Annotated in this window: 15 protein-coding genes; 7 read left to right on the top strand and 8 right to left on the bottom strand. The window is 65.6% G+C overall.

The features are described 5' to 3' along the window. Positions 1-44: 44 nt before the first annotated feature. Positions 45-3,044 (bottom strand): bifunctional proline dehydrogenase/L-glutamate gamma-semialdehyde dehydrogenase PutA, encoded by a 3,000-nt coding sequence (gene putA, locus P0R31_RS30990; RefSeq protein WP_275518327.1) that lies wholly within the window; start codon positions 3,042-3,044, stop codon positions 45-47. Between the two features lie 114 nt (positions 3,045-3,158). On the opposite strand from putA, the gene P0R31_RS30985 reads away from it, so the two are divergent. After that, entirely contained in the window at positions 3,159-3,620 is a 462-nt protein-coding gene (locus P0R31_RS30985) for an Lrp/AsnC ligand binding domain-containing protein (protein WP_036009699.1), read from the top strand. Positions 3,621-3,792: 172 nt separating this feature from the next. Here the strand turns inward: P0R31_RS30985 and P0R31_RS30980 are convergent, their stop codons facing one another. From P0R31_RS30980 to P0R31_RS30965, 4 genes are all read right to left on the bottom strand, one after another. Further along, the gene (locus tag P0R31_RS30980; protein ID WP_008563500.1) at positions 3,793-3,993 is read right to left on the bottom strand and encodes a cold-shock protein; all 201 of its coding nucleotides are present in this window, start codon (positions 3,991-3,993) and stop codon (positions 3,793-3,795) included. Positions 3,994-4,201: 208 nt separating this feature from the next. Further along, the gene (locus P0R31_RS30975; protein ID WP_275518325.1) at positions 4,202-4,498 is read right to left on the bottom strand and encodes a cytochrome c; all 297 of its coding nucleotides are present in this window, start codon (positions 4,496-4,498) and stop codon (positions 4,202-4,204) included. Positions 4,499-4,510: 12 nt separating this feature from the next. Beyond that, positions 4,511-5,710: a molybdopterin-dependent oxidoreductase gene (locus P0R31_RS30970; protein ID WP_275518324.1), complete on the bottom strand. Its 1,200-nt coding sequence runs from the start codon at positions 5,708-5,710 to the stop codon at positions 4,511-4,513. 220 nt (positions 5,711-5,930) lie between these two features. After that, entirely contained in the window at positions 5,931-7,658 is a 1,728-nt protein-coding gene (locus P0R31_RS30965) for an adenylate/guanylate cyclase domain-containing protein (RefSeq protein ID WP_275518321.1), read from the bottom strand. 354 nt (positions 7,659-8,012) lie between these two features. Here P0R31_RS30965 and P0R31_RS30960 point away from each other — a divergent pair, with 354 nt between their 5' ends. Further along, complete coding sequence (locus P0R31_RS30960) at positions 8,013-9,575, top strand: glycosyltransferase family 39 protein (RefSeq protein WP_275518373.1); 1,563 nt, start codon at positions 8,013-8,015, stop codon at positions 9,573-9,575. A gap of 8 nt (positions 9,576-9,583) precedes the next feature. Here the strand turns inward: P0R31_RS30960 and P0R31_RS30955 are convergent, their stop codons facing one another. Next, complete coding sequence (locus P0R31_RS30955) at positions 9,584-10,711, bottom strand: threonine synthase (RefSeq protein ID WP_275518319.1); 1,128 nt, start codon at positions 10,709-10,711, stop codon at positions 9,584-9,586. A 319-nt stretch (positions 10,712-11,030) separates the two neighbouring features. Here P0R31_RS30955 and P0R31_RS30950 point away from each other — a divergent pair, with 319 nt between their 5' ends. The 4 genes from P0R31_RS30950 to P0R31_RS30935 all read left to right on the top strand — a co-directional run bounded on the left by P0R31_RS30950 (position 11,031) and on the right by P0R31_RS30935 (position 14,607). After that, positions 11,031-12,287: a GTP cyclohydrolase II gene (locus tag P0R31_RS30950; RefSeq protein WP_275518318.1), complete on the top strand. Its 1,257-nt coding sequence runs from the start codon at positions 11,031-11,033 to the stop codon at positions 12,285-12,287. Between the two features lie 5 nt (positions 12,288-12,292). Further along, positions 12,293-13,531 carry a URC4/urg3 family protein gene (locus P0R31_RS30945; protein WP_275518317.1) on the top strand — a complete coding sequence of 413 codons (1,239 nt, stop codon included), beginning with the start codon at positions 12,293-12,295 and terminating at the stop codon, positions 13,529-13,531. Between the two features lie 163 nt (positions 13,532-13,694). Then, positions 13,695-14,324: a uracil phosphoribosyltransferase gene (upp, locus tag P0R31_RS30940; protein WP_275518315.1), complete on the top strand. Its 630-nt coding sequence runs from the start codon at positions 13,695-13,697 to the stop codon at positions 14,322-14,324. 67 nt (positions 14,325-14,391) lie between these two features. Continuing rightward, on the top strand, positions 14,392-14,607 hold the full coding sequence (locus P0R31_RS30935; protein WP_275518314.1) for a hypothetical protein: 216 nt from the start codon (positions 14,392-14,394) through the stop codon (positions 14,605-14,607). A gap of 112 nt (positions 14,608-14,719) precedes the next feature. Here P0R31_RS30935 and P0R31_RS30930 read toward each other — a convergent pair whose 3' ends face one another. Further along, positions 14,720-15,829, bottom strand: coding sequence for a M48 family metallopeptidase (locus P0R31_RS30930; RefSeq protein ID WP_275518312.1), 1,110 nt, complete (start codon positions 15,827-15,829; stop codon positions 14,720-14,722). 3 nt (positions 15,830-15,832) lie between these two features. Then, a complete protein-coding gene (locus P0R31_RS30925; RefSeq protein ID WP_275518310.1) occupies positions 15,833-16,978 on the bottom strand; it encodes a DUF898 family protein in 1,146 nt (381 codons plus the stop codon). A 310-nt stretch (positions 16,979-17,288) separates the two neighbouring features. Between P0R31_RS30925 and P0R31_RS30920 the strand changes: the two genes are divergently transcribed. Next, positions 17,289-18,554 (top strand): cytochrome P450, encoded by a 1,266-nt coding sequence (locus P0R31_RS30920; RefSeq protein WP_275518309.1) that lies wholly within the window; start codon positions 17,289-17,291, stop codon positions 18,552-18,554. Positions 18,555-18,562: the final 8 nt, after the last annotated feature.

Below are 18,562 nucleotides of genomic sequence, written 5' to 3'. Positions count from 1 at the left end.
AGACCGATGTTTTGCCGGGATGCAACGGCGCCTGGCGCAGGGCCTCACTCCTCCCCCGCAAGTAACGCGGCATTGCCGCCGGCCGCAGCCGTGTTGATCGTCACGGTCTGCTCGGTGGCAAAGCGCGCGAGGTAGTGCGGGCCGCCGGCCTTGGGACCGGTTCCGGACAGGCCGCTGCCGCCGAACGGCTGCACGCCGACCACGGCGCCGATCATGTTGCGGTTGACGTAGATGTTGCCGACCTGGACGCAGTCGATGATGGCTTCGATGGTGTCGTCGATGCGCGAATGGATGCCCAAGGTGAGCCCGTAACCGGTGCGCGCGATGGATTCCAGCACACGCGCCAGGTTCTCGGCGCGATAGCGCGCGACATGCAGGATCGGGCCGAACACCTCCTCGGTGAGCTGACCGGCCTCCTTGAGCTCGAAGATATGCGGCGCGACGAAGCAGCCATTCGGCGCGGTGCCCGCAAAATGCAGCCGCGCCTCGCGCTTCATCCGCGCGATATGCGCATCGAGGCGCTGCTTGGCTTCATCATCGATCACTGGACCGACATGAGTCGAAACATCTGCAGGATCGCCGATTTTCAGTTCGCGCGCGGCGCCCGCGATCATCTCGATCATGCGGTCGGCGACATCCTCCTGCGCGAACAAGAGCCGCAACGCCGAGCAGCGCTGGCCTGCGGAGCGGAACGCAGAGGTCACGACATCGTCGGCGACCTGCTCGGGCAGCGCGGTGGCATCGGCGATCATGGCGTTGATGCCGCCGGTCTCCGCGATCAGCGGCACGATCGGCCCATCCTTGGCGGCCAGTGTCCGGTTGATCGCTCGTGCCACCTCGGTCGAACCGGTGAAGACGATTCCGGCGACATCGGGGTGCGCGGTCAGTGCCGCGCCGATACGGCCGTCGCCGGTGATGAGATGCAGCGCGCTTGTGGGGATGCCAGCCTCGTGCAGCAGGGCGACCGCCTCGCGCGCGATGCGCGGCGTCTGCTCGGCGGGTTTCGCCACCACGCTGTTGCCGGCCATCAGCGCCGCGGTCACTTGGCCAAGGAAGATCGCAAGCGGAAAATTCCAGGGCGAGATCGCGACGAAGACGCCGCGGCCGCGCATGGCGAGCGCGTTGCTCTCGCCGGTCGGGCCGGGCATGGCGGCATCGACGCCGAACAGCTTGCGGCCCTGCGCGGCATAGTAGCGGCAGAAGTCGGCGGCTTCGCGCAGCTCCGACAAAGCGTCGTCGAGCGTCTTGCCGCCCTCGGCTTGCAGCAGCGCGATGAAGCGGGCACCGCGGCTTTCCAGGAGATGCGCGGCCTGCTCCAGCGCCGCCGCGCGCGTGCCTGCCGGCGTCCGGCTCCAGCTGCCAAAGCCGGCGCGCGCAGCCGTCATCGCCGCGTTGGCCTGATCCGGTGTGGCATCAGCGACAGGCTTGAGATCGGCCGTCGCGGCCTTCACGTCCGTCAGAAGCCGGTCGAGTGCGGAACGCTCGCCGAATTCGACGCCGCGCGAATTGCGCCGCTCCGGAGCGAACAGATCTGCCGGCAACGGAATCTTGGCATGAGGTGCCTGTTGCGGCCGGCCGATGGCATCGGCGGGGCGTTGCAGCAGCGCCGAAACCGGCACGCGATAATCGGCGGCCTGCGCCACGAAGGACGAGTTGGCGCCGTTCTCCAACAGCCGCCGCACCAGATAGGCGAGCAGGTCGCGATGGCTGCCGACCGGCGCATAGGTGCGATAGGCGATGTCAGGATGATCCTTGGCGAGTTGCTCGTAGAGCGCTTCGCCCATGCCGTGCAGGCGCTGGAACTCGAAGCCGCCGCCATCTGCTGCGAGCTCCAGCACGGTCGCGACCGTCAACGCGTTGTGGGTGGCGAATTGCGGAAAGATGCGCGGCCGCAAGGCGAGAAGCTTCGTTGCGCAGGCGACGAAGTTCAGATCGGTCATCGCTTTGCGCGTAAACACGGGATAGCCGTCGAGCCCGCGCTCCTGCGCGCGCTTGATCTCGGTGTCCCAATAGGCGCCCTTGACCAGGCGCACCATCAGCTTGCGGTCGTGCGCGCGGGCGAGTTCATCGACATAGTCGATCACTGCGCTGGCGCGCTTCTGATAGGCCTGGATCGCGAGGCCAAATCCGTCCCAGCCGGAAAGCGAGGGATCGGCGAGCGTCGCTGCGATCACGTCGAGCGACAGCTCCAGCCGGTCAGCCTCCTCGGCATCGACCGTGAAATTGAGGTCATGCGCCTTGGCGCGCTGCGCAAGGTCCAGCAATAGCGGCACCAGCTCGGCCATCACGCGGCCGCGGCTGATCGCCTCGAAGCGCGGATGCAGCGCCGAGAGCTTGACCGAGATGCCGGGCCGGTCGGGCAGGGGATGGTTGCCCGAAGCCTTGCCGATCGTGTCAATCGCGCTGGCATAGGCGTCGAAATAGCGCTTGGCATCGGCGGCCGTTCGCGCGCCTTCGCCGAGCATGTCGAAGGAATAGCGCGGCTTCTGGCCGGAGCGCGGCCGAGCCCGCTCCAGCGCCTGCTCGATGGTCTCCCCTAACACGAAATGATTGCCCATCAGCCGCATCGCTTGGCGCGTCGCGGTGCGCACCGCCGGCGCGCCGAGCCGCTTCACCAGCCGGCCGATGGTGCCGTCGGGCGTCTCGCCGGGCTGGATCACCCGCGCCGACAGGCCGAGCGCCCAGGCCGAGGCGTTGACCAGGAACGCGGTGGACTTGGTCTCGTGATGGATGAAATCGCCCTCGCCGAGCTTGTCCTCGATGAACTGGTCGGCGGTGCGCGCATCGGGCACGCGCAGCAGCGCTTCCGCCAGCACCATCAGCGCCAGCCCTTCCTTGGTCGAGAGCGCGAACTCCCGCAGCATGTCCTCCACCCCGCCGAGCCGGTCGTCGCGCTTGCGAATCGCCTCGATCAGCCGCGTCGCGGTGCGGTCGATCCGGGCCTCATGGGACGGGGCGAGATGCGAGGCCGGCAGAAGCTTTGCGGCGATCTCGGAATCATCGGGAGCGTAAGGGGCGGAGAAGGGGGGCGGAATGTTCGGCATGGCGTGTCCTGTGGCTGAAATCCAGGATAAGGCCCGCGTGACCGTACTTCGATAGACAATCTAGCCGATTTGCCTTAGAAAATGAAGAAGATCAGCCCTTTGGCTATATAAACTATGGAACTTGACCGAACCGACCGGAAAATCCTCTCGATCCTGCAGGAGGATGGGCGCATCGCCAATGTCGAGCTCGCCGAGCGCATCGGGCTGTCGCCGACCTCGATCGGCGAACGGCTGAAGCGCCTGCAGCGCGAGGGCTTCGTCGAAGGCTATGGCGCGCGGCTCAACCCGCATCGGCTCGGCCTTGGGCTCCTGGTGTTCGTCGAGGTGCTGCTCGACAAGACCACGCCCGACAATTTCGAGCGGTTCGCCCGGGCCGTGAGGCTCGCCCCTGAAGTGCTGGAGTGTCACATGGTTGCCGGCGGCTTCGACTATCTTGTGAAGGCGCGGCTTGCGGACATGACCGCCTATCGACGCTTTCTCGGCGAGACCCTGCTGTCGATGCCGGGCGTGCGCGAGACGCGAACTTATGCGGTGATGGAGGAGATCAAGCGCGACGCACCGCTGCCGGTGGGTTAGCGAAGTGCAGTCGCGATTGTCATTGCTGTGGTTCGATGAGCGGTCTTCGCAAGGAAAAAATAGCTATCCTTGTGCAATCGCAACGCCTGTCGTCGAATGCACCGGCCGTCTTCTTAAATTTTTTTGGCCCGCTCCCGGACAAATCCGGGAGGCAGCAAAGGCTGGCGCGGGCTTATACTTTGAGGTTTTCCGCGGAGGTCTTGCCCCGGTTTGCGATCTCTTCATATTCCACCGTCTGTCCCTCGTTGAGGGTCGACAGACCGGCCTTCTGCACTGCCGAGATATGCACGAACACATCCTTGCCACCCGACGCAGGCTGGATAAATCCATAACCCTTCGTCGGGTTGAACCACTTGACCGTACCTTTAGCCATCACGACTTCTCCGCGGGTCTTCCTCCGAGATCTCGAACCGCCAGTCCCCGCCAACCGGCCGGTTCGGTCCTAACAGGATACGCGGAATGTGGCAGGCTTGGTAGCTCAAACCACATCGCCATTTCGCCGAATTCCGCTCAACTTCGCGGCGTTTTTGCCGGTTTTGCCCGTTTCGCGGTCAAATGGCCGGCGCGCGTGGCGGCGTCCGTCAGTAGGTCGCGGCCAGATAATCGACGATCTTGCCGACATCGGCATCGTCGATCGGTGCGCCATAGACCTTGATCATCTTGGTCACCTCGGCCTGCCAGAACGCCCTCTTGTCCTTCATCGGCGGCTGCGTGGCGACGTAGTCGGACGAATGGCAGGCGCTGCAATTGCCCTGCACGACCTCGAGATTGGGACCGGGCTTGAAGGCGGCGACCTCGTCGGGAGTCTTGTAATTGACGGGAGCTGCAAGTGACGAGCCCATCGATGCGGCGACGGCGAGGAGAACGATGCGCTGCATGATCAGTCTCCTTCAGGCCACGCTGACGCGGACGGTTTCGACGACGTTGCGCAAATAGCCCGCCGGGTTCCAGCGCGGCATGTCCGGCTGGGTCTCACCGCCATTGCCGGCGGCGCGGACCTTGAGCTCGTGGCTGCCGGCCGCGAGCTTCACCGGCAGCTTCCATTCGCGGAAGGCGTATTTGCCGAGATCCTTGCCGAGCTTGGCGCCGACCCAGGTCTTGCCGCCGTCGGTGGAGACGTCGACCTGCTTGATGCCCTTGCCGCCATCGAACGCGATGCCGCGCAGGGTCACGGCTCCCGCCTTCAGCTTGGCACCATCGGGGACGCTGGTGATGAAGGAGCGGATGGTGAAGCGGTTGATCGGGATCGTCGCCTTCGGCGCGGTGCCCGGCTCGACTGCATTGTTCGGCGTGTCGGGGATGCGGTAGGCCGACTTCATCCAGAAGCCGTCATAGACGTTGTCGATGACGGTGATCTCGTTGAGGTGCTTGACCCAGTAGGTGCCGAAATAGCCGGGCACGATCAGGCGCAGCGGAAAGCCGTTGAGGAACGGCAGGTCCTCGCCGTTCATGCCATAGGCCAGCATCACCTCGCCGTCAGTGGCGTGATCGATGTCGAGTGCCTTGATGAAATCCGGCGTCTTGTCGTTGACCGGTCCGTCCATGCCGTTGAAGGTGACCTGCCTGGCGCCGCTCTGCACGCCGGCCATCTCCAGCACGCTCTTCAGCGGCACGCCGCGCCAGCGCGCGCAACCCATCGCGCCGTTGGCGAGCTGACCGCCGGCAACGCGCGGCTCGAAGAAGCCGCGGCTGTTGCCGGAGCACTGGTTGACGGCGACGATCTCCGTCGCCTTCATCTTGCGGATGTCCTTCAGCGACAATTTCAGCGGCTTGTCGACCTTGCCCTTGACCTCCAGCGTGAACTTGTCGGGGTCGAGATCGTAGGGCAGGTCGGAGAGGTGATAGCGCACGAAGAACGCGTTGTTCGGCGTGATCGGGCCGTCGTTGAACACCGCAAACGGGGTCTCGAGCTGCGGCGGCCGGCTGGTCAGGCCGATCATCGGCCGCTTCTGCGGATACTTCACCAGCGGCCGTTCGCCATTGGTGAAGGGCAGGGTCACGGTGTCGAGGGCCAGCGCCTTGGTGGAATTCAGTGTGGCCGCCATGGCGGCAAGGCCTGCTCCCTTGAGCAGGTCGCGTCGATCGAACATTTTTTCTCCTCCCGGAGCTTCTCGTTGGATCGGGGGGCATCACCACGATCCTGCGCTCATCTGTCGCAACCATTTGCGTGAAGTCAATTCGCGCTTTCGCAGCAAGCCCATGCCGCTGCATTGCAGCAGGCCGGTGTTGTGCTCGTGACGAGATTCACGAGCAGCAGGCTGCGACGACGGTGCGCTCCCTCGCCCCGTTCTTACGGGGAGAGGTAAAGAATCACGCCGCCACCCGCTCGCTGCGATCGACCAGCGCCGCCAGCTCCCTCGCATTCGCCACCACCCGCACCGCGAGCGGCTGGTCGCGGCCGCGGATGGCGACCTCCTGCTGCGGCAGGGCGTCCTCGGCAATATCAGCGGTACGGCGGACTTCGTCCGAGACGATCGCCTCGCAGGCCAGCGTCTTGGTCATGTCCTGCAGGCGGGCGGCGACGTTGACGGCATCGCCGAGCGCGGTGAAGACGATGTGATCGCGATAGCCGATGTCGCCGATGATGACCTCGCCGCCGTGGATGCCGATGCCGAAGCGGATCGGCTGGCGCAGATCGTGGCTCAGGAGATCGTTGAGTTCGTCGATATGCGCAGCGATTCCCGCGGCTGCCTTCATCGCCTGCCGGCAGGCGGTTTGCGGGTCGGCCGCGAGTCCGAACAGCGCCAGCATGCCGTCGCCGACGAATTGGTTCGGCTGGCCGCCGTTCTCGATCACCGCTTGCGACACCGCGCCGAGGAAGCGGTTGACGATGAAGACCGTGTCGAACGGCAGGCGCTTCTCGGCCAGCTGCGTCGAGCCGCGCATGTCCACGAACAGGCTGACGAGATAGCGCTCCTGGCCGATACTGGCCGATGTCGAGGCTCCGTCCGTTGCATGCGTGTGAGCTGCGAAGAGCTGGAAGAAGGAGAGATCGGAGGTCGGACGCAGCTGACAGGCCAATCTGATCGAGGGATCGGCGGTGCCGACGCGGGTGAGCACGAAAGCCTCGCGCTGCGACGGAGTGGGTAGGGCATCATGATCGCCGATGATGCGGATGCGGCAGGTCGAGCAGCGGGCGCGGCCGCCGCAGACGCTGGCGTGCGGCACGTTGTGGCGCAGGCTCGCCTCCAGCACCGACAGGCCCTTGGGGACCCGCACCGTCTTGCCGTTGCCGTAGGACAGCGCGATCATGCCGCCGCGCCGTTCGCGCAAGGCGCGCACGCCGCGCGCCGCCAGCACCAGTCCCAACAGACCGAAATAGCCCATGGTGAGACCGCCCGCGATGCGCTCGAGCGTGTTGCCTTCCGCAACCGTGCCGACCTGGCGGCGGGTGAGATGCTGCTTTCGCCATTCGGCATCGTCGCTGTCGACGGCGACGCTGCGGCCGCCCTGGTAGATGCCGAGCAGCGAGAGCGTCGGGATCAGCACGGCGGCCGCGAGCAGATAGGGCGCCGCGCGGGTGAAGAACGGCTTTAGCCGAAGCCAGAAATAGACGCCGATGCAGCCGTGCACCCAGGCAATGAGAAGCAGGATCGTCATCTGCCAGAGCAGACCCGGCGCCGCCACGAAGAACAAATAGAGCTCCTGCGGATAGAGCTTCTCGTGCCCGTACAGCGTCTGCGCGAGCCGCACGCCGATGACGTGGCCCATGACGAGGACGGGGATGCTCAAGCCGAGCACGAGCTGGAGCGGCTCGATCGTTCGCCAGCGGAACTGGCGGCGCTGATACAACGCGTAGAGGCCGAGCCCCATATGGGTGAGCGCGGCCGTGTAGAACACGATCGCGACCGGGAGGAACTGCCAGAACAGCGTGTGGTAGTAGACCCCGGCCTCCATGGCATCGACCGAGATGTTGCCGAGCGCGTGGTTGAGGAAATGACTGACCACAAAGGCGAACAGGATGATGCCGCAAACGAGTCGCACCTGCCGCACGCCGGCGGCGCGGACGACTGACATCTGTGTGGGAGCGGTGGCCATGATTCGGTTGTGTCAGGTCATGGAGGAGACCAGCCAGCGTAACCTTTAATTCCCCACATGGACAGCCAGCGGGATCACATGGACGAACAAGCCGCGCTGTTGTCCCGGACAAGCGCGCCCTCAAGCGCTCCGATCCAGGACCCATAACCCCAGGGGGCAGTTGTGGAGCGGGATGGCAACTCCGAATCTTCGCCCAACCGCTCCCTGTGGTTGTGGGTCCCGGGTCGCGCTTCGCTTGCCCGGGACGACGGCCCCACATTGACTCCCCCTTCCAAGTCGGGGAAAAGCGCCGCCGTGACGATCGCTCCCGACATCTCTGCGAAGCCGGCCGGCGCCGAACGCCGTCTCATTCTCATGGCCGCAGCGATCATTGCCGCGATGACGCTGCTCCGCATCGTCTATGCCTCGGCCATCGAGCTGCGCACCGATGAAGCCTATTACTGGACCTGGTCGAAGGAGGCTGCGCTCAGCTTCCTCGATCATCCGCCCGGCATCGCCTGGCTGATCCGCTTCGGAACCGCGATCTTCGGCGACACCAATCTCGGTGTCCGCTTCGGCGGCATCGTCGCGATGCTGGTGACGCAGCTGCTGCTCGCCGACATCGTCCGCCGCCTCACCCATGATGCGCGCGCGATCGTGTTCGCGGTGCTGATGCCGGAGGCCGCGCTTTATTACGGCCTGTTGATGGCCAAGGTTGCGCCCGATGTCGCGATGATCCCGTTCGCGGTCGCGATGATGTGGTCGCTGGTGCGGCTGGCGCAAAGCGGCGACGGCCGCTGGTGGCTGGCGGCAGGCCTGTTCGCGGGCCTCGCGATGCTGTCGAAATTCACCGTGGTCATGTTCGCGCCGGCGGTCGCCGCCTTTCTGCTGGTGCCGGATTGGCGCTGGCGCTGGCTGCGCAGTCCTTATCCCTATCTCGCCGTCCTGGTCGCGCTAGCGGTGTTCTCGCCGGTGCTGATCTGGAACGCGCAGCACGACTGGGCCTCATTCCGTTTCCAGGGCGTGCGCGCCACCGCCAATTACGGCATCTCGCTGCGTACGATCGGCGATTACATCGGCCTGCAATTCGGCCTGGTCGGTTTCGTCTTGCTGCCGGTGGTGCTGATGGGCCTGGTGCTGACGGCGGGGCGCGGCTATCGCACGCGCGAGCCGGTCGCGATCCTTTTGTCAACCGCGGTGCTGGTGCCGTTCATCTACTTCTTCTTCAAGTCGCTGACGCTTCGCGTCGGCGACACCTGGCCGATGTTCATGTGGCCGGTCGGTTTTGCCGCCACCGCGGTCAACCTCGTCACGATGAGGAAAGAGGGATGGTCCGCCCGTATGCTCAGGTCCTCGCTGTTCTGGGCCAGGACAGGGATCGTCTCGGGCGTCGCATTCGTCGTCATCGTGTTCCTCTACTACGTTGCCGCGCCCTGGAATCTGCTCGGCAAGATCGACCCGATCGGCGCCGAGGCCGGCTACGAGCAGGTCGCCGCGCGGGCGCAAGCCGCCCTCGACGCAACAGGCGCGACCTGGATCGCAACCACGGACTATCGCACCTACGCCATGATGCGCTGGCTGTTCCGGGGCCGCGTGCCCGTGATCGAGATCAACGAGCGCGGCCGCTTTCAGGATTTCCGCGACCCCGGCATGGACAGGATCAAGGGTCATGCCGGCATCTATGTCGGGCGCGAGCCGGACAACCGTGCATCGCTGTGGGAGCACATTCCGGCGCAGCGCGAGCAACTCTTCAGGGTCGAACGCCGCTGGCGCGGCGTCGTGATGGACACCTATGCGATCGAAAAGCTGACCGGCTGGACCCCGCAGCTCTCGCCGCCAAAGGACTCGCCGCTGTTCCAGTGGAAGGTGCTGGCGGACGCCGGCGGGCGCTCGCGTTCTCTCTCCAATCCCCTCCAGGAGCCTGGAGCGGGAGGGTAAGCGCGAGCCTACTGCACGAGATCGGCGACGGCGGTTGCGGCCTTGAGGCCGGTGCCGGTGAGAACGGCGACCGTGGTCTCGTTCGCATTGATGGCGCCGGTTGCGGCGAGCTTGTCGAGCGCCGCAGCCGCGCTGGCGCTGGTCGGCTCGGCAAACAGGCCCTGGCGTGCGAGGCGGCGCAGGGCGGCGACGATCTCGTCCTCGGTGAGCGCGATGGTGCCGCCGCCGCTCTCGCGCAGGGCGGCGATGATCTCACGCAGGCGGAGGGGAGTCTTGATCGCGGTGCCCTCGGCAACGGTCTTGCTCACCTCGCGCGCGACGGGCGTATCGACACCGGCCTTGAAGCTTGCATCGATCGGCGAGCAATTGAGCGGCTGCGCCGCGAACAGGCGCGGCAGCTTCGAGATCTGCCCGGCCTTCAACAGCTCGCGGAAGCCGAAGGCGCAACCCAGCAGACTGCTGCCGGCGCCAACGGGAATGATGACGTTGTCGGGCGCGCGGAATCCCAGATCTTCCCAGATCTCGTAGGCCAGCGACTTGGTGCCTTCGAGGAAGAACGGCTGCCAATTGTGGCTGGCATAGAAGGCCTGGCTCGACTGGCGGATGGCCTCGGCTTCGGATTCCTCGCGCGGGCCCTCCACGAGCTGCACGGTCGCGCCGTAGGCGCGCACCTGCGCGATCTTGGCCGGCGACGTCGAGGCCGGCGCCAGAATCTTGACGCGCATGCCGCCGGCCGCACCCAGCCCCGCCATGGATGAGCCGCCGTTGCCGGAGGAATCCTCCAGAATGGCGTCGACGCCGATCTGTCGCAGGAACGATAGCATCACCGCCGAGCCGCGGTCCTTGAAGCTGCCGGTCGGGTTGAACCATTCGAGCTTGAACAGCGGGCGCAGCGCGCCCCAGTCCTGCTGGACCAGCGGCGTGCAGCCCTCGCCGAGCGTGATCGGGTTCTCGATCTCGACCGGCAGCGCCGCCCGGTAGCGCCACAGCGAGCGCGTCCGGCCATCGATGTCCGCGCGTGAGATGCCCGCCCCAGGCGTCACCAGCAGCGGCGTGCGCTCGTCCGAGCACCAGCGCGGCTGATCCAAGGGATAGAGCTTTCCGTTGCGGGGATCGATGTAGCTGGCAGCGGGCATGGCAGTCTCCAGGGGGGCAGCGCAGTGCACCGGACTTGAAGCCGGCCGCACCAAGCAACGCCTCCTTGAAAACACGAAAAACGAAACTATTTCAATTCCTTAAACTGGCCTCACCGGCAGGCGGCGAGCGCGATGAGCGACCTCGCAGGCTCAATGACGGGAATTTGGCCCCGAACGGCCCTGCGCTCTGCCACGATTAACTTGTCTGTCGTCGCCGGCCGCTACAATATGTTGGATTGAGCTTGCGCCGCCGGTTCGGCGTCGCAAGTGAGCCAGGCCCGTCCGAGCGGCGGGCCGTTGGCTTTTTGGGAGCCTGGACATGAGCCGTGCCAACCGTACCGACCACATCCGCCTGACCTCCCATCCGGAGCCGGGCAGGAAGGCCGCCTTTCCCATCCATTGGGGCGCCGCTGATGCCCGCGCGCGCGGGCCGATCATCGGCACGGTGTCGCGCGCAGGGGATCGCAACGTGATCGGCAGCCATGGCGGGTCCTACGCGATGTACCGCGCGCTCGCGGTCTCCGCCGGCGCGCTCGACCCGATCAGGCGTCCTGACCTCACCAACACCTTTCCGGCCGCGACCATCGGTCCGTTCCCGCAATGGAGCGATCCCAGCAAGATCGTCGCGCTCGATCCCTGGGGGCATCTGGTCGCCGAGAATTTTCGCCAGGAGATCGCCGAGGGCGCGGACATCCGCCCGAGCATCGCGGTGACTCGGGCGCGGCTCGACCTGCCGGAGATCCGCGACGCGCTCGCCGCAAAGCGGCTGCGCGCCGATGGCGAGGTCGTGCACGCCAATGGCAGCGTCTCGGTGGTGAAGATCGCGATCGATCCGGTGTGGCACCTGCCGGGCCTTGCGGCGCGCTTCGGCACCGGCGAGACCGAGCTGCGGCGCACGCTGTTCGAGCAGACCGCCGGCATGTTCCCGGAGCTGGTGACGCGCTCGGACATGAAGGTGTTCCTGCCGCCGATCGGCGGCACCACCGTGTACCTGTTCGGCGACGTGACGAAATTGCCGGACCATCGCACCAGGATCACCTGCCGTGTGCATGACGAGTGCAACGGCTCCGACGTGTTCGGCTCCGACATCTGCACCTGCCGGCCCTACTTGATCCACGGCATCGAGGAATCCGCGCGCGGTGCGCAGGAGGGTGGGCTCGGGCTCGTCGTCTACAACCGCAAAGAAGGCCGCGCGCTCGGCGAGGTCACCAAATTCCTGGTCTACAATGCGCGCAAGCGGCAGGAGGACGGCGATGCGGCCGCCGCCTATTTCGAGCGCACCGAATGCGTGGCTGGCGTCCAGGACGCGCGCTTCCAGCAATTGATGCCGGATACGATCCACTGGCTCGGCCTCAAGCGCATCGATCGCTTCCTGTCGATGAGCGACATGAAATACGACGCGCTGACTTCGCAAGGCATCGACATCGTCGAGCGCGTGCCGATCCCGCTTGAGCTGATTCCGGCCGATGCCCATGTCGAGATCGCCGCCAAGAAGGCCGCTGGCTATTACTCCACCGATATCGCACCGGAGCAGTCCGTGGACGGCGTGGTCGGGCGTTCGCTGGAAAAATACTGATCGCGATGGCTGAGACTTTGGAATCGCAGGCGCGCGCGCTGCTCACCGCAAAGGCGGTTCGCGCGCGCGCCGGACAGATGCTCGAGCTTGGCCTTGCCGGCGGGCTCACCCATTTCACTGTCGATCTCGACCGCATGGACGGCGTTGCCGATGCCGTGCTCGCCGCGACACGCAAGGCCTATCCGACGCTCGACATTCCCTTTCATGCGCGCTGGCGGCACTTCGTGCTCGGCGGCGTCGACCGCTGGGCCCGGCTTGCCGATGCTGCGTCCTGGCCGGATCGCGCGGCGCGGGCGCGCGCCGAGTTCGACCTCGCCATCGTCAGCGTGCTGCTCGATGCAGGCGCCGGCGCAGCTTGGCGCTATCGCGACGCCGTGACGGGAGCAGACGTAGGGCGATCGGAAGGACTTGCGATCGCGAGCCTCGACATGTTCGCGAGCGGGCTGTTTTCGCACGATCAGCGTGCGCCGTTCAGGGCCGATGCGGAGGTGCTCGCAAAGCTGCCCCTTGGCTCACTCACCTCCGCCTTTCAGGTGACCGAGGCCAATCCGCTGCTCGGCCTGGAGGGACGCACCGACCTGCTGCGACGTCTGGGCAGGCAGGTCTCGGAGCGTGCGGACGTGTTCGGCTTGCACGATACGCCGCGGCCGGGCGGGCTGTTTGATCATATCGCTGCGCAGGCGATCGGCGGCGTCGTCGCTGCGCCCGCGATCCTGTCCGCGGTGCTGAACCAGCTTGGGCCGATTTGGCCGTCGCGACTTGAGCTTGCGGGCGTGCCGCTCGGCGATTGCTGGCGCCATCCTGCGATCAAGGCGGACGACGGCACGGCAGGCCTCGTGCCGCTGCACAAGCTGTCGCAATGGCTGAGCTATTCGCTGATCGAGCCGCTGCAGCGCGCCGGCTTTGAGGTGACCGACATCGACGGCCTCACGGGCCTTGCTGAATATCGCAATGGCGGCCTGTTCGTCGACCATGAGGTGCTGCGCCTGCGCGATGCCGCCGACGCCGCGCGTGCGCATGAAGTGGATTCGCTGCTCGTCGTAGAGTGGCGCGCGCTGACAATTGCATTGCTCGACAGGTTGGCGGAGCGCATTCGCTCCAAGCTCGGCCGCACCCCTCGGACCTTGCCGCTTGCGAGCATCCTCGAAGGCGGCACCTGGGCGGCGGGCCGCGCCGTCGCATTTGCACGCCGTCCCGATGGATCGCCGCCGCTCAAGGTGATCAGCGACGGCACGGTGTTCTAACCCTCTCCCCCTTGTGGGAGAGGGTGGCTTCGCGAAAGCGAAGCCGGGTGAGGGGTTGTCTCCGCGGGCACATCTCTCGGTTTGAGTTCGCGGAAACGACCCCTCATCCGGCGCTTCGCGCCACCTCCTCCCACAAGGGAGAAGGGAAAAGCAGGAGCACCCCATGGAAGGCGTCACGATCGTCGATCATCCGCTGGTGCAGCACAAGCTGACGCTGGTGCGGGACAAGTCCATCTCGACCAAGTCGTTCCGCGAGCTGATCAAGGAGATCGGCATGCTCTTGTGCTACGAGGTGACGCGCGACCTGCCGCTCACCGACACCGTGATCGAGACGCCGCTGGCGACGATGCATTCGGCCAAGATCGCCGGCAAGAAGCTGGTGTTCGTGCCGATGCTGCGCGCCGGCACCACCTTCGTCGACGGCATGATGGACCTGGTGCCGACCGCGCGCGTCGCCCATATCGGCCTCTATCGCGAGCCGCACAGCTTTGCCGCCGTGGAGTACTTCTTCAAATCGCCCTCCGATCTCAGCGAGCGCCTCGCCATCGTGGTGACGCCGGTGGTCGCCACCGCCAACACCGCCGTCGCCGCCATCGACCGGCTGAAGGAGCGTGGCGCCAGGGACATCCGCCTGGCCTGCCTGATCGCGGCACCGGAAGGGCTCGAGCGGCTGCGCGGATTGCATCCGGACGTGCCGATCTGGACCGCGGCGGTGGATGAAGGGCTCGACGGCAACGGGTTCATCCTGCCGGGCCTCGGCGATGCCGGCGACCGCGCCTACGGAACGCGGTAAGCGCTGGGCGCGTTTTAGGAACAGCTTCCGCCGCGCGAGGTTCTCCTGCACCAACAGGGAGAGCACGATGACCTATCAGAATGATGACCCCAGGACTGACCGTGCGCGCCGCAACAGCCCGGTCGGCTGGGCAGTCGGCGCGATCTTCGTGATCGCCGTGGTCGCGGCCGTCTTCTTCTACAATGGACGCGAGTTCGGTCCCCAAACCACGACCTCGAATCCGAACACGGCGCCGAACGTCACCACCGGATCGAATCCACCGGCTGCGCCGCCGACGAAGTGATGCGCCAGAGCATGATCCGGAAAAGTGCGAAGCGGTTTTCCGAAAAGATCATGCTCAAAAAAAACCTAAAGCGTGATGACGATTAATCGCATCGCGCTTTAGCAGCTGGCCGTCACACCTTCCCGCCGCCGCAAATGCCCTTCAGCGCCTGCCACTCCTTGTCGGTCAGCAGCGGCGGACCGCTGGCTGGCCGGTCCTCCTTCGTCATGCGCGCGAGGCGGTCTTCGGTGAGCGGATGGCTGGCGAGGATATTTGTCAGGCCGGAGCCGCCCTCCTTGCCGGTGATGCGGAACATCAGTTCGGCCGCGGGCTTCGGCGACCGGCCGAGCGCATGCATGATCTCGATCGCGAAAGTATCGGCGCCGGTCTCGGCTTCGCGCGAATAGGACGCTTCGACCAGGCTGCGCGAGGCGAAGATCACGGCCGAGGAGCCGGTGATGTCGCCGAACAAGAGGCCGATCAGGAACGAGGTGCCGCCATTGTAGATCAGGCCGCGCATGTTGTCGTGATGCTTGAGATGGCCGAGCTCGTGGGCGAGGATGCCGGCAAGCTCGTCGGGACTCTCGGCCTTGTCGAGCAGCCCCTTCAGCACGAACACCTTGCCGCCGGGCAGCGCGAAGGCATTCGGCACCGCGGTCGGCAGCACGCCGGCCGTCATGGTGTCGTCGAGGCCGGCCGCATCGCGCAGGCGGTTGACGAGCTTCGTGAACGCGGCCTTGCCCGCGGGGTCTTCGCACACCCTACGGCCGAAGATGGTCTTCATCTGGACCTCGGCCGCGTCGCCGATGCGCCGCTCGACAGGCTTCGGCACCAGCGGTGCGAGACGGTCGGCGGCGAGCGGCACGCCGAACAGGACGACGCAGACGATCGAGACGGCCGCCGCCACCGACCAGCCCACGATCTTCGCGACGCCGCCGCGCGTCGTCCGGTGCTCGTCGAGACGCGTGCAGCGGGCCGCCACGTCCGCGGCGAGCGCCGCATCGCGGATCTCCAGCCGAGCCAGAGGCGGTGCGGACGTCGCAGCCAGGCGCAGGATTCCGGGGGGACTGTCGGCGCGGCGAAGGTCGGCATAGGCCCAGCGAACGGGCGTTGCGCCGTCCTCGGCGATCTCGAGCGCATCACTGAGCGTCAGCGTCACCTGCCGTCTGCGGCTCGACACGCCGTCGAAGAAGATGGTCGGCCTCTCCGACTGCGCCGGGGTCTCGGCAAACAGGTCACTCACAGCTCAGAATCCCGCGACATCGAGTCCGTCGGCAAAGCCTTCGCCGAGCGCGCCGGCAAGCTGACCGCTGCCGCGCACGTCCGCCGCGGCCGCGATGTCGTGCACCTCGACGGTCTCCAGCACCTTGGCCCAGAGATCGCGCTGGAGATAGACCCGCATGACGATGTTGATGGCAAGGGCGAGCGCGAAATAGCCGATCACCATCATGACCACCATCGGGATGCTCTTCGTCGCTTTGTCGCCGGCGAAGATCTCCTCGGCGGAAACGCCGGTGAGCGAGACGACCAGGAAGGCGCCGCCGCCCATATAGGCCGTGAACGCGACCGTGAGCAGCATCCACCAGCCGATCACTTTCCAGTACAGGCCGTAGAAGGCATCATGAGGCAATTCCGAGGACAGGCTGACGCCGCCGATGCGGATGCCATCAAGCCACCAGCGCCATTCGCGCGCCTTGAACTCGGCGTACAGGAACGGTGCGAGCGGGAAGATGAGGAGCGCGATCGGGCTGAGCAGCCAGAGCCACCAGCCGCGCTTGAAGAAGGTCCAGCCGTCGGCGTCGAAATCGCCGCGGAGATCGCCGTAATGGGTGTGCCGCATCTTGTAGCGTTCGAGCGCAGCCGCGCGCCAGGGCAGCGCGAGACCGAGCGTCAGGAGCACCAGCAAGCCCCACATCATGGCGCGAAACGCGTAAGCCCAGCCCGAGCCGTCCATCCAGAAACGGACGCCGCGCCAGACCGTGCGCGTCAGGCGGTAGCGCCGCGCGCGAAAAATCGCGAACTGGCCGAAGGCGTAGAAGGCGATGAACAACGGCGTCGAGGCAAAGGCCTGCCAGCGCTCGAACTCGATGCCAATGAGAAAATAAGCGAGATAGATCGGCACCAGGATCGCGAGCGCGAACAGGAAGCCGACCAGGAGCTCTTTGGCCCGTCCGGTGTATTCGGCCGTATCTCCGTCGATCGCGGTGTGCGTCCACAGATGGCGGCGGATGTCGGTGACGAGCCAGAACCGGTAGAAGCCGAAGGTGACGAGTTCGAGCATGGCACCCTTGGTGACCATTTTGCGGAACTCGGAGCGGCTGCCGGAGAAATCGACCCGCGTCGGCGGCAGCGGCGGGGGTAAGGGTTCGGACCCGATGGGGGTCCATTGCATGTCGTTCACGGGCGGCAACCTCGGGATGCGGATCTGTTCCGGCCAAACTATAGATCAGAGGTTAGTCGATCCCCAAGATGAGCGGGTTCGATTTGGCTCGATTCCAGCGGGTTTCTCGCACGATTCTCTGTCGTCCGGCGTGCGGGAGGTCACGTTCTCGTGGCGTCGTGACGGTCGTGCAACGCGCTCGTGAAGGCTGGATACGGCAAAACTCTCCCTTGCCCCGGCGCTGACAACCGGCTGTAATTGCAAATCAAATACCGCAGCGCAGAATTCAACGACGCGCGGTTCATGTCCAGGGAGAACGGTCATGCATGGGACCATCGAAAGCGCGGCCAAGCTCGACGCCTTGCGCGAGCGCGCCATGTCGCTGCCGCTGGAGCAGTTCGATCCCGGCGACCCCGAATTGTTCAGGACCGATACGTTCTGGCCCTATTTCGACCGGCTGCGCCGCGAGGATCCCGTGCATTACTGCAAGGACTCGATGTTCGGGCCGTACTGGTCGGTGACGCGCTACAACGACATCATGGAGATCGAGACCAACCACGCGGTGTTCTCCTCGGCCTCCGCGCTCGGCGGCATCACCATCCGCGACATCGATCCGGATCTGCGCCGTGAGAGTTTCATCTCGATGGACCCGCCGCGCCATGCCGCCCAGCGCAAGACCGTGGCGCCGATGTTCACGCCGACGCACCTGGACAATCTCGCCATCAACATCCGCGAGCGCTCGGCCGAATGCCTGGACAATCTGCCCTGCGGCGAGGTGTTCGACTGGGTCGATCGCGTCTCGATCGAGCTCACGACGCAGATGCTGGCGGTGCTGTTTGACTTCCCCTGGGAGGATCGCCGCAAGCTGACGCGCTGGTCCGATATCGCCACCACGATCCCCGGCCCCGACGGCCTCGTCGCCACCGAGGACGAGCGGATGGCCGAGCTGACGGAATGCGCGGCCTATTTCTCGAAGCTGTGGAAGCAGCGCATCGAACAGCCGCCGAAGAGCGACCTGTTGTCGATGATGGCGCATGGCACTGCTACGCGCGATATGGATGCGAAGAACTTCCTCGGCAATCTCATCCTCCTGATTGTCGGCGGCAACGACACCACGCGCAACACCATGTCGGGCTCGCTTCTCGCGCTGAGCCAGCATCCGGAGCAATATCGCAAGCTGCGCCAGAACCCCGATCTGCTCGACAGCTTCGTGCCGGAGGTGATCCGCTGGCAGACGCCGCTGGCGCATATGCGCCGCACGGCGCTCTCCGACTTCGAGTTCCGCGGCAAGCAGATCAAGAAGGGTGACAAAGTCGTGATGTGGTACGTCTCGGGCAACCGCGACGAGGAGGTGATCGACAAGCCCTACCAGTTCATCATCGATCGCGCCCGCCCGCGTACGCACCTGTCCTTCGGCTTCGGCATCCACCGTTGCGTCGGCCTACGGCTTGCCGAGCTTCAGCTCAAGATTATTTGGGAGGAAATTCTCAAGCGGTTCGACCATATTGATGTGGTCGGCGAACCCACCCGGGTCTATTCGAGTTTCGTAAAAGGTATCGAAATGTTGCCGGTGAAGATTGCTGCGTGAGTCGAACG

Origin of the sequence: Bradyrhizobium yuanmingense (assembly GCF_029167105.1) — a bacterium.
Classification (GTDB): domain Bacteria; phylum Pseudomonadota; class Alphaproteobacteria; order Rhizobiales; family Xanthobacteraceae; genus Bradyrhizobium; species Bradyrhizobium yuanmingense_A.
Note: the sequence above shows the minus strand (reverse complement) of the source record. Positions and strands in the feature narration are given on the sequence as shown.

Excerpts from the sequence above, each read along its gene's own strand:
- P0R31_RS30985 (WP_036009699.1), top strand. The coding sequence starts at position 3,159 with ATGGAACTTGACCGAACCGACCGGAAAATCCTCTCGATCCTGCAGGAG.
- P0R31_RS30925 (WP_275518310.1), bottom strand. The coding sequence starts at position 16,978 with ATGCAATGGACCCCCATCGGGTCCGAACCCTTACCCCCGCCGCTGCCG.
- P0R31_RS30980 (WP_008563500.1), bottom strand. The coding sequence starts at position 3,993 with ATGGCTAAAGGTACGGTCAAGTGGTTCAACCCGACGAAGGGTTATGGA.
- putA (WP_275518327.1), bottom strand. The coding sequence starts at position 3,044 with ATGCCGAACATTCCGCCCCCCTTCTCCGCCCCTTACGCTCCCGATGAT.
- P0R31_RS30975 (WP_275518325.1), bottom strand. The coding sequence starts at position 4,498 with ATGCAGCGCATCGTTCTCCTCGCCGTCGCCGCATCGATGGGCTCGTCA.
- P0R31_RS30960 (WP_275518373.1), top strand. The coding sequence starts at position 8,013 with ATGGCCGCAGCGATCATTGCCGCGATGACGCTGCTCCGCATCGTCTAT.
- P0R31_RS30935 (WP_275518314.1), top strand. The coding sequence starts at position 14,392 with ATGACCTATCAGAATGATGACCCCAGGACTGACCGTGCGCGCCGCAAC.
- P0R31_RS30950 (WP_275518318.1), top strand. The coding sequence starts at position 11,031 with ATGAGCCGTGCCAACCGTACCGACCACATCCGCCTGACCTCCCATCCG.
- P0R31_RS30970 (WP_275518324.1), bottom strand. The coding sequence starts at position 5,710 with ATGTTCGATCGACGCGACCTGCTCAAGGGAGCAGGCCTTGCCGCCATG.
- P0R31_RS30920 (WP_275518309.1), top strand. The coding sequence starts at position 17,289 with ATGCATGGGACCATCGAAAGCGCGGCCAAGCTCGACGCCTTGCGCGAG.
- P0R31_RS30945 (WP_275518317.1), top strand. The coding sequence starts at position 12,293 with ATGGCTGAGACTTTGGAATCGCAGGCGCGCGCGCTGCTCACCGCAAAG.
- P0R31_RS30955 (WP_275518319.1), bottom strand. The coding sequence starts at position 10,711 with ATGCCCGCTGCCAGCTACATCGATCCCCGCAACGGAAAGCTCTATCCC.
- upp (WP_275518315.1), top strand. The coding sequence starts at position 13,695 with ATGGAAGGCGTCACGATCGTCGATCATCCGCTGGTGCAGCACAAGCTG.
- P0R31_RS30965 (WP_275518321.1), bottom strand. The coding sequence starts at position 7,658 with ATGGCCACCGCTCCCACACAGATGTCAGTCGTCCGCGCCGCCGGCGTG.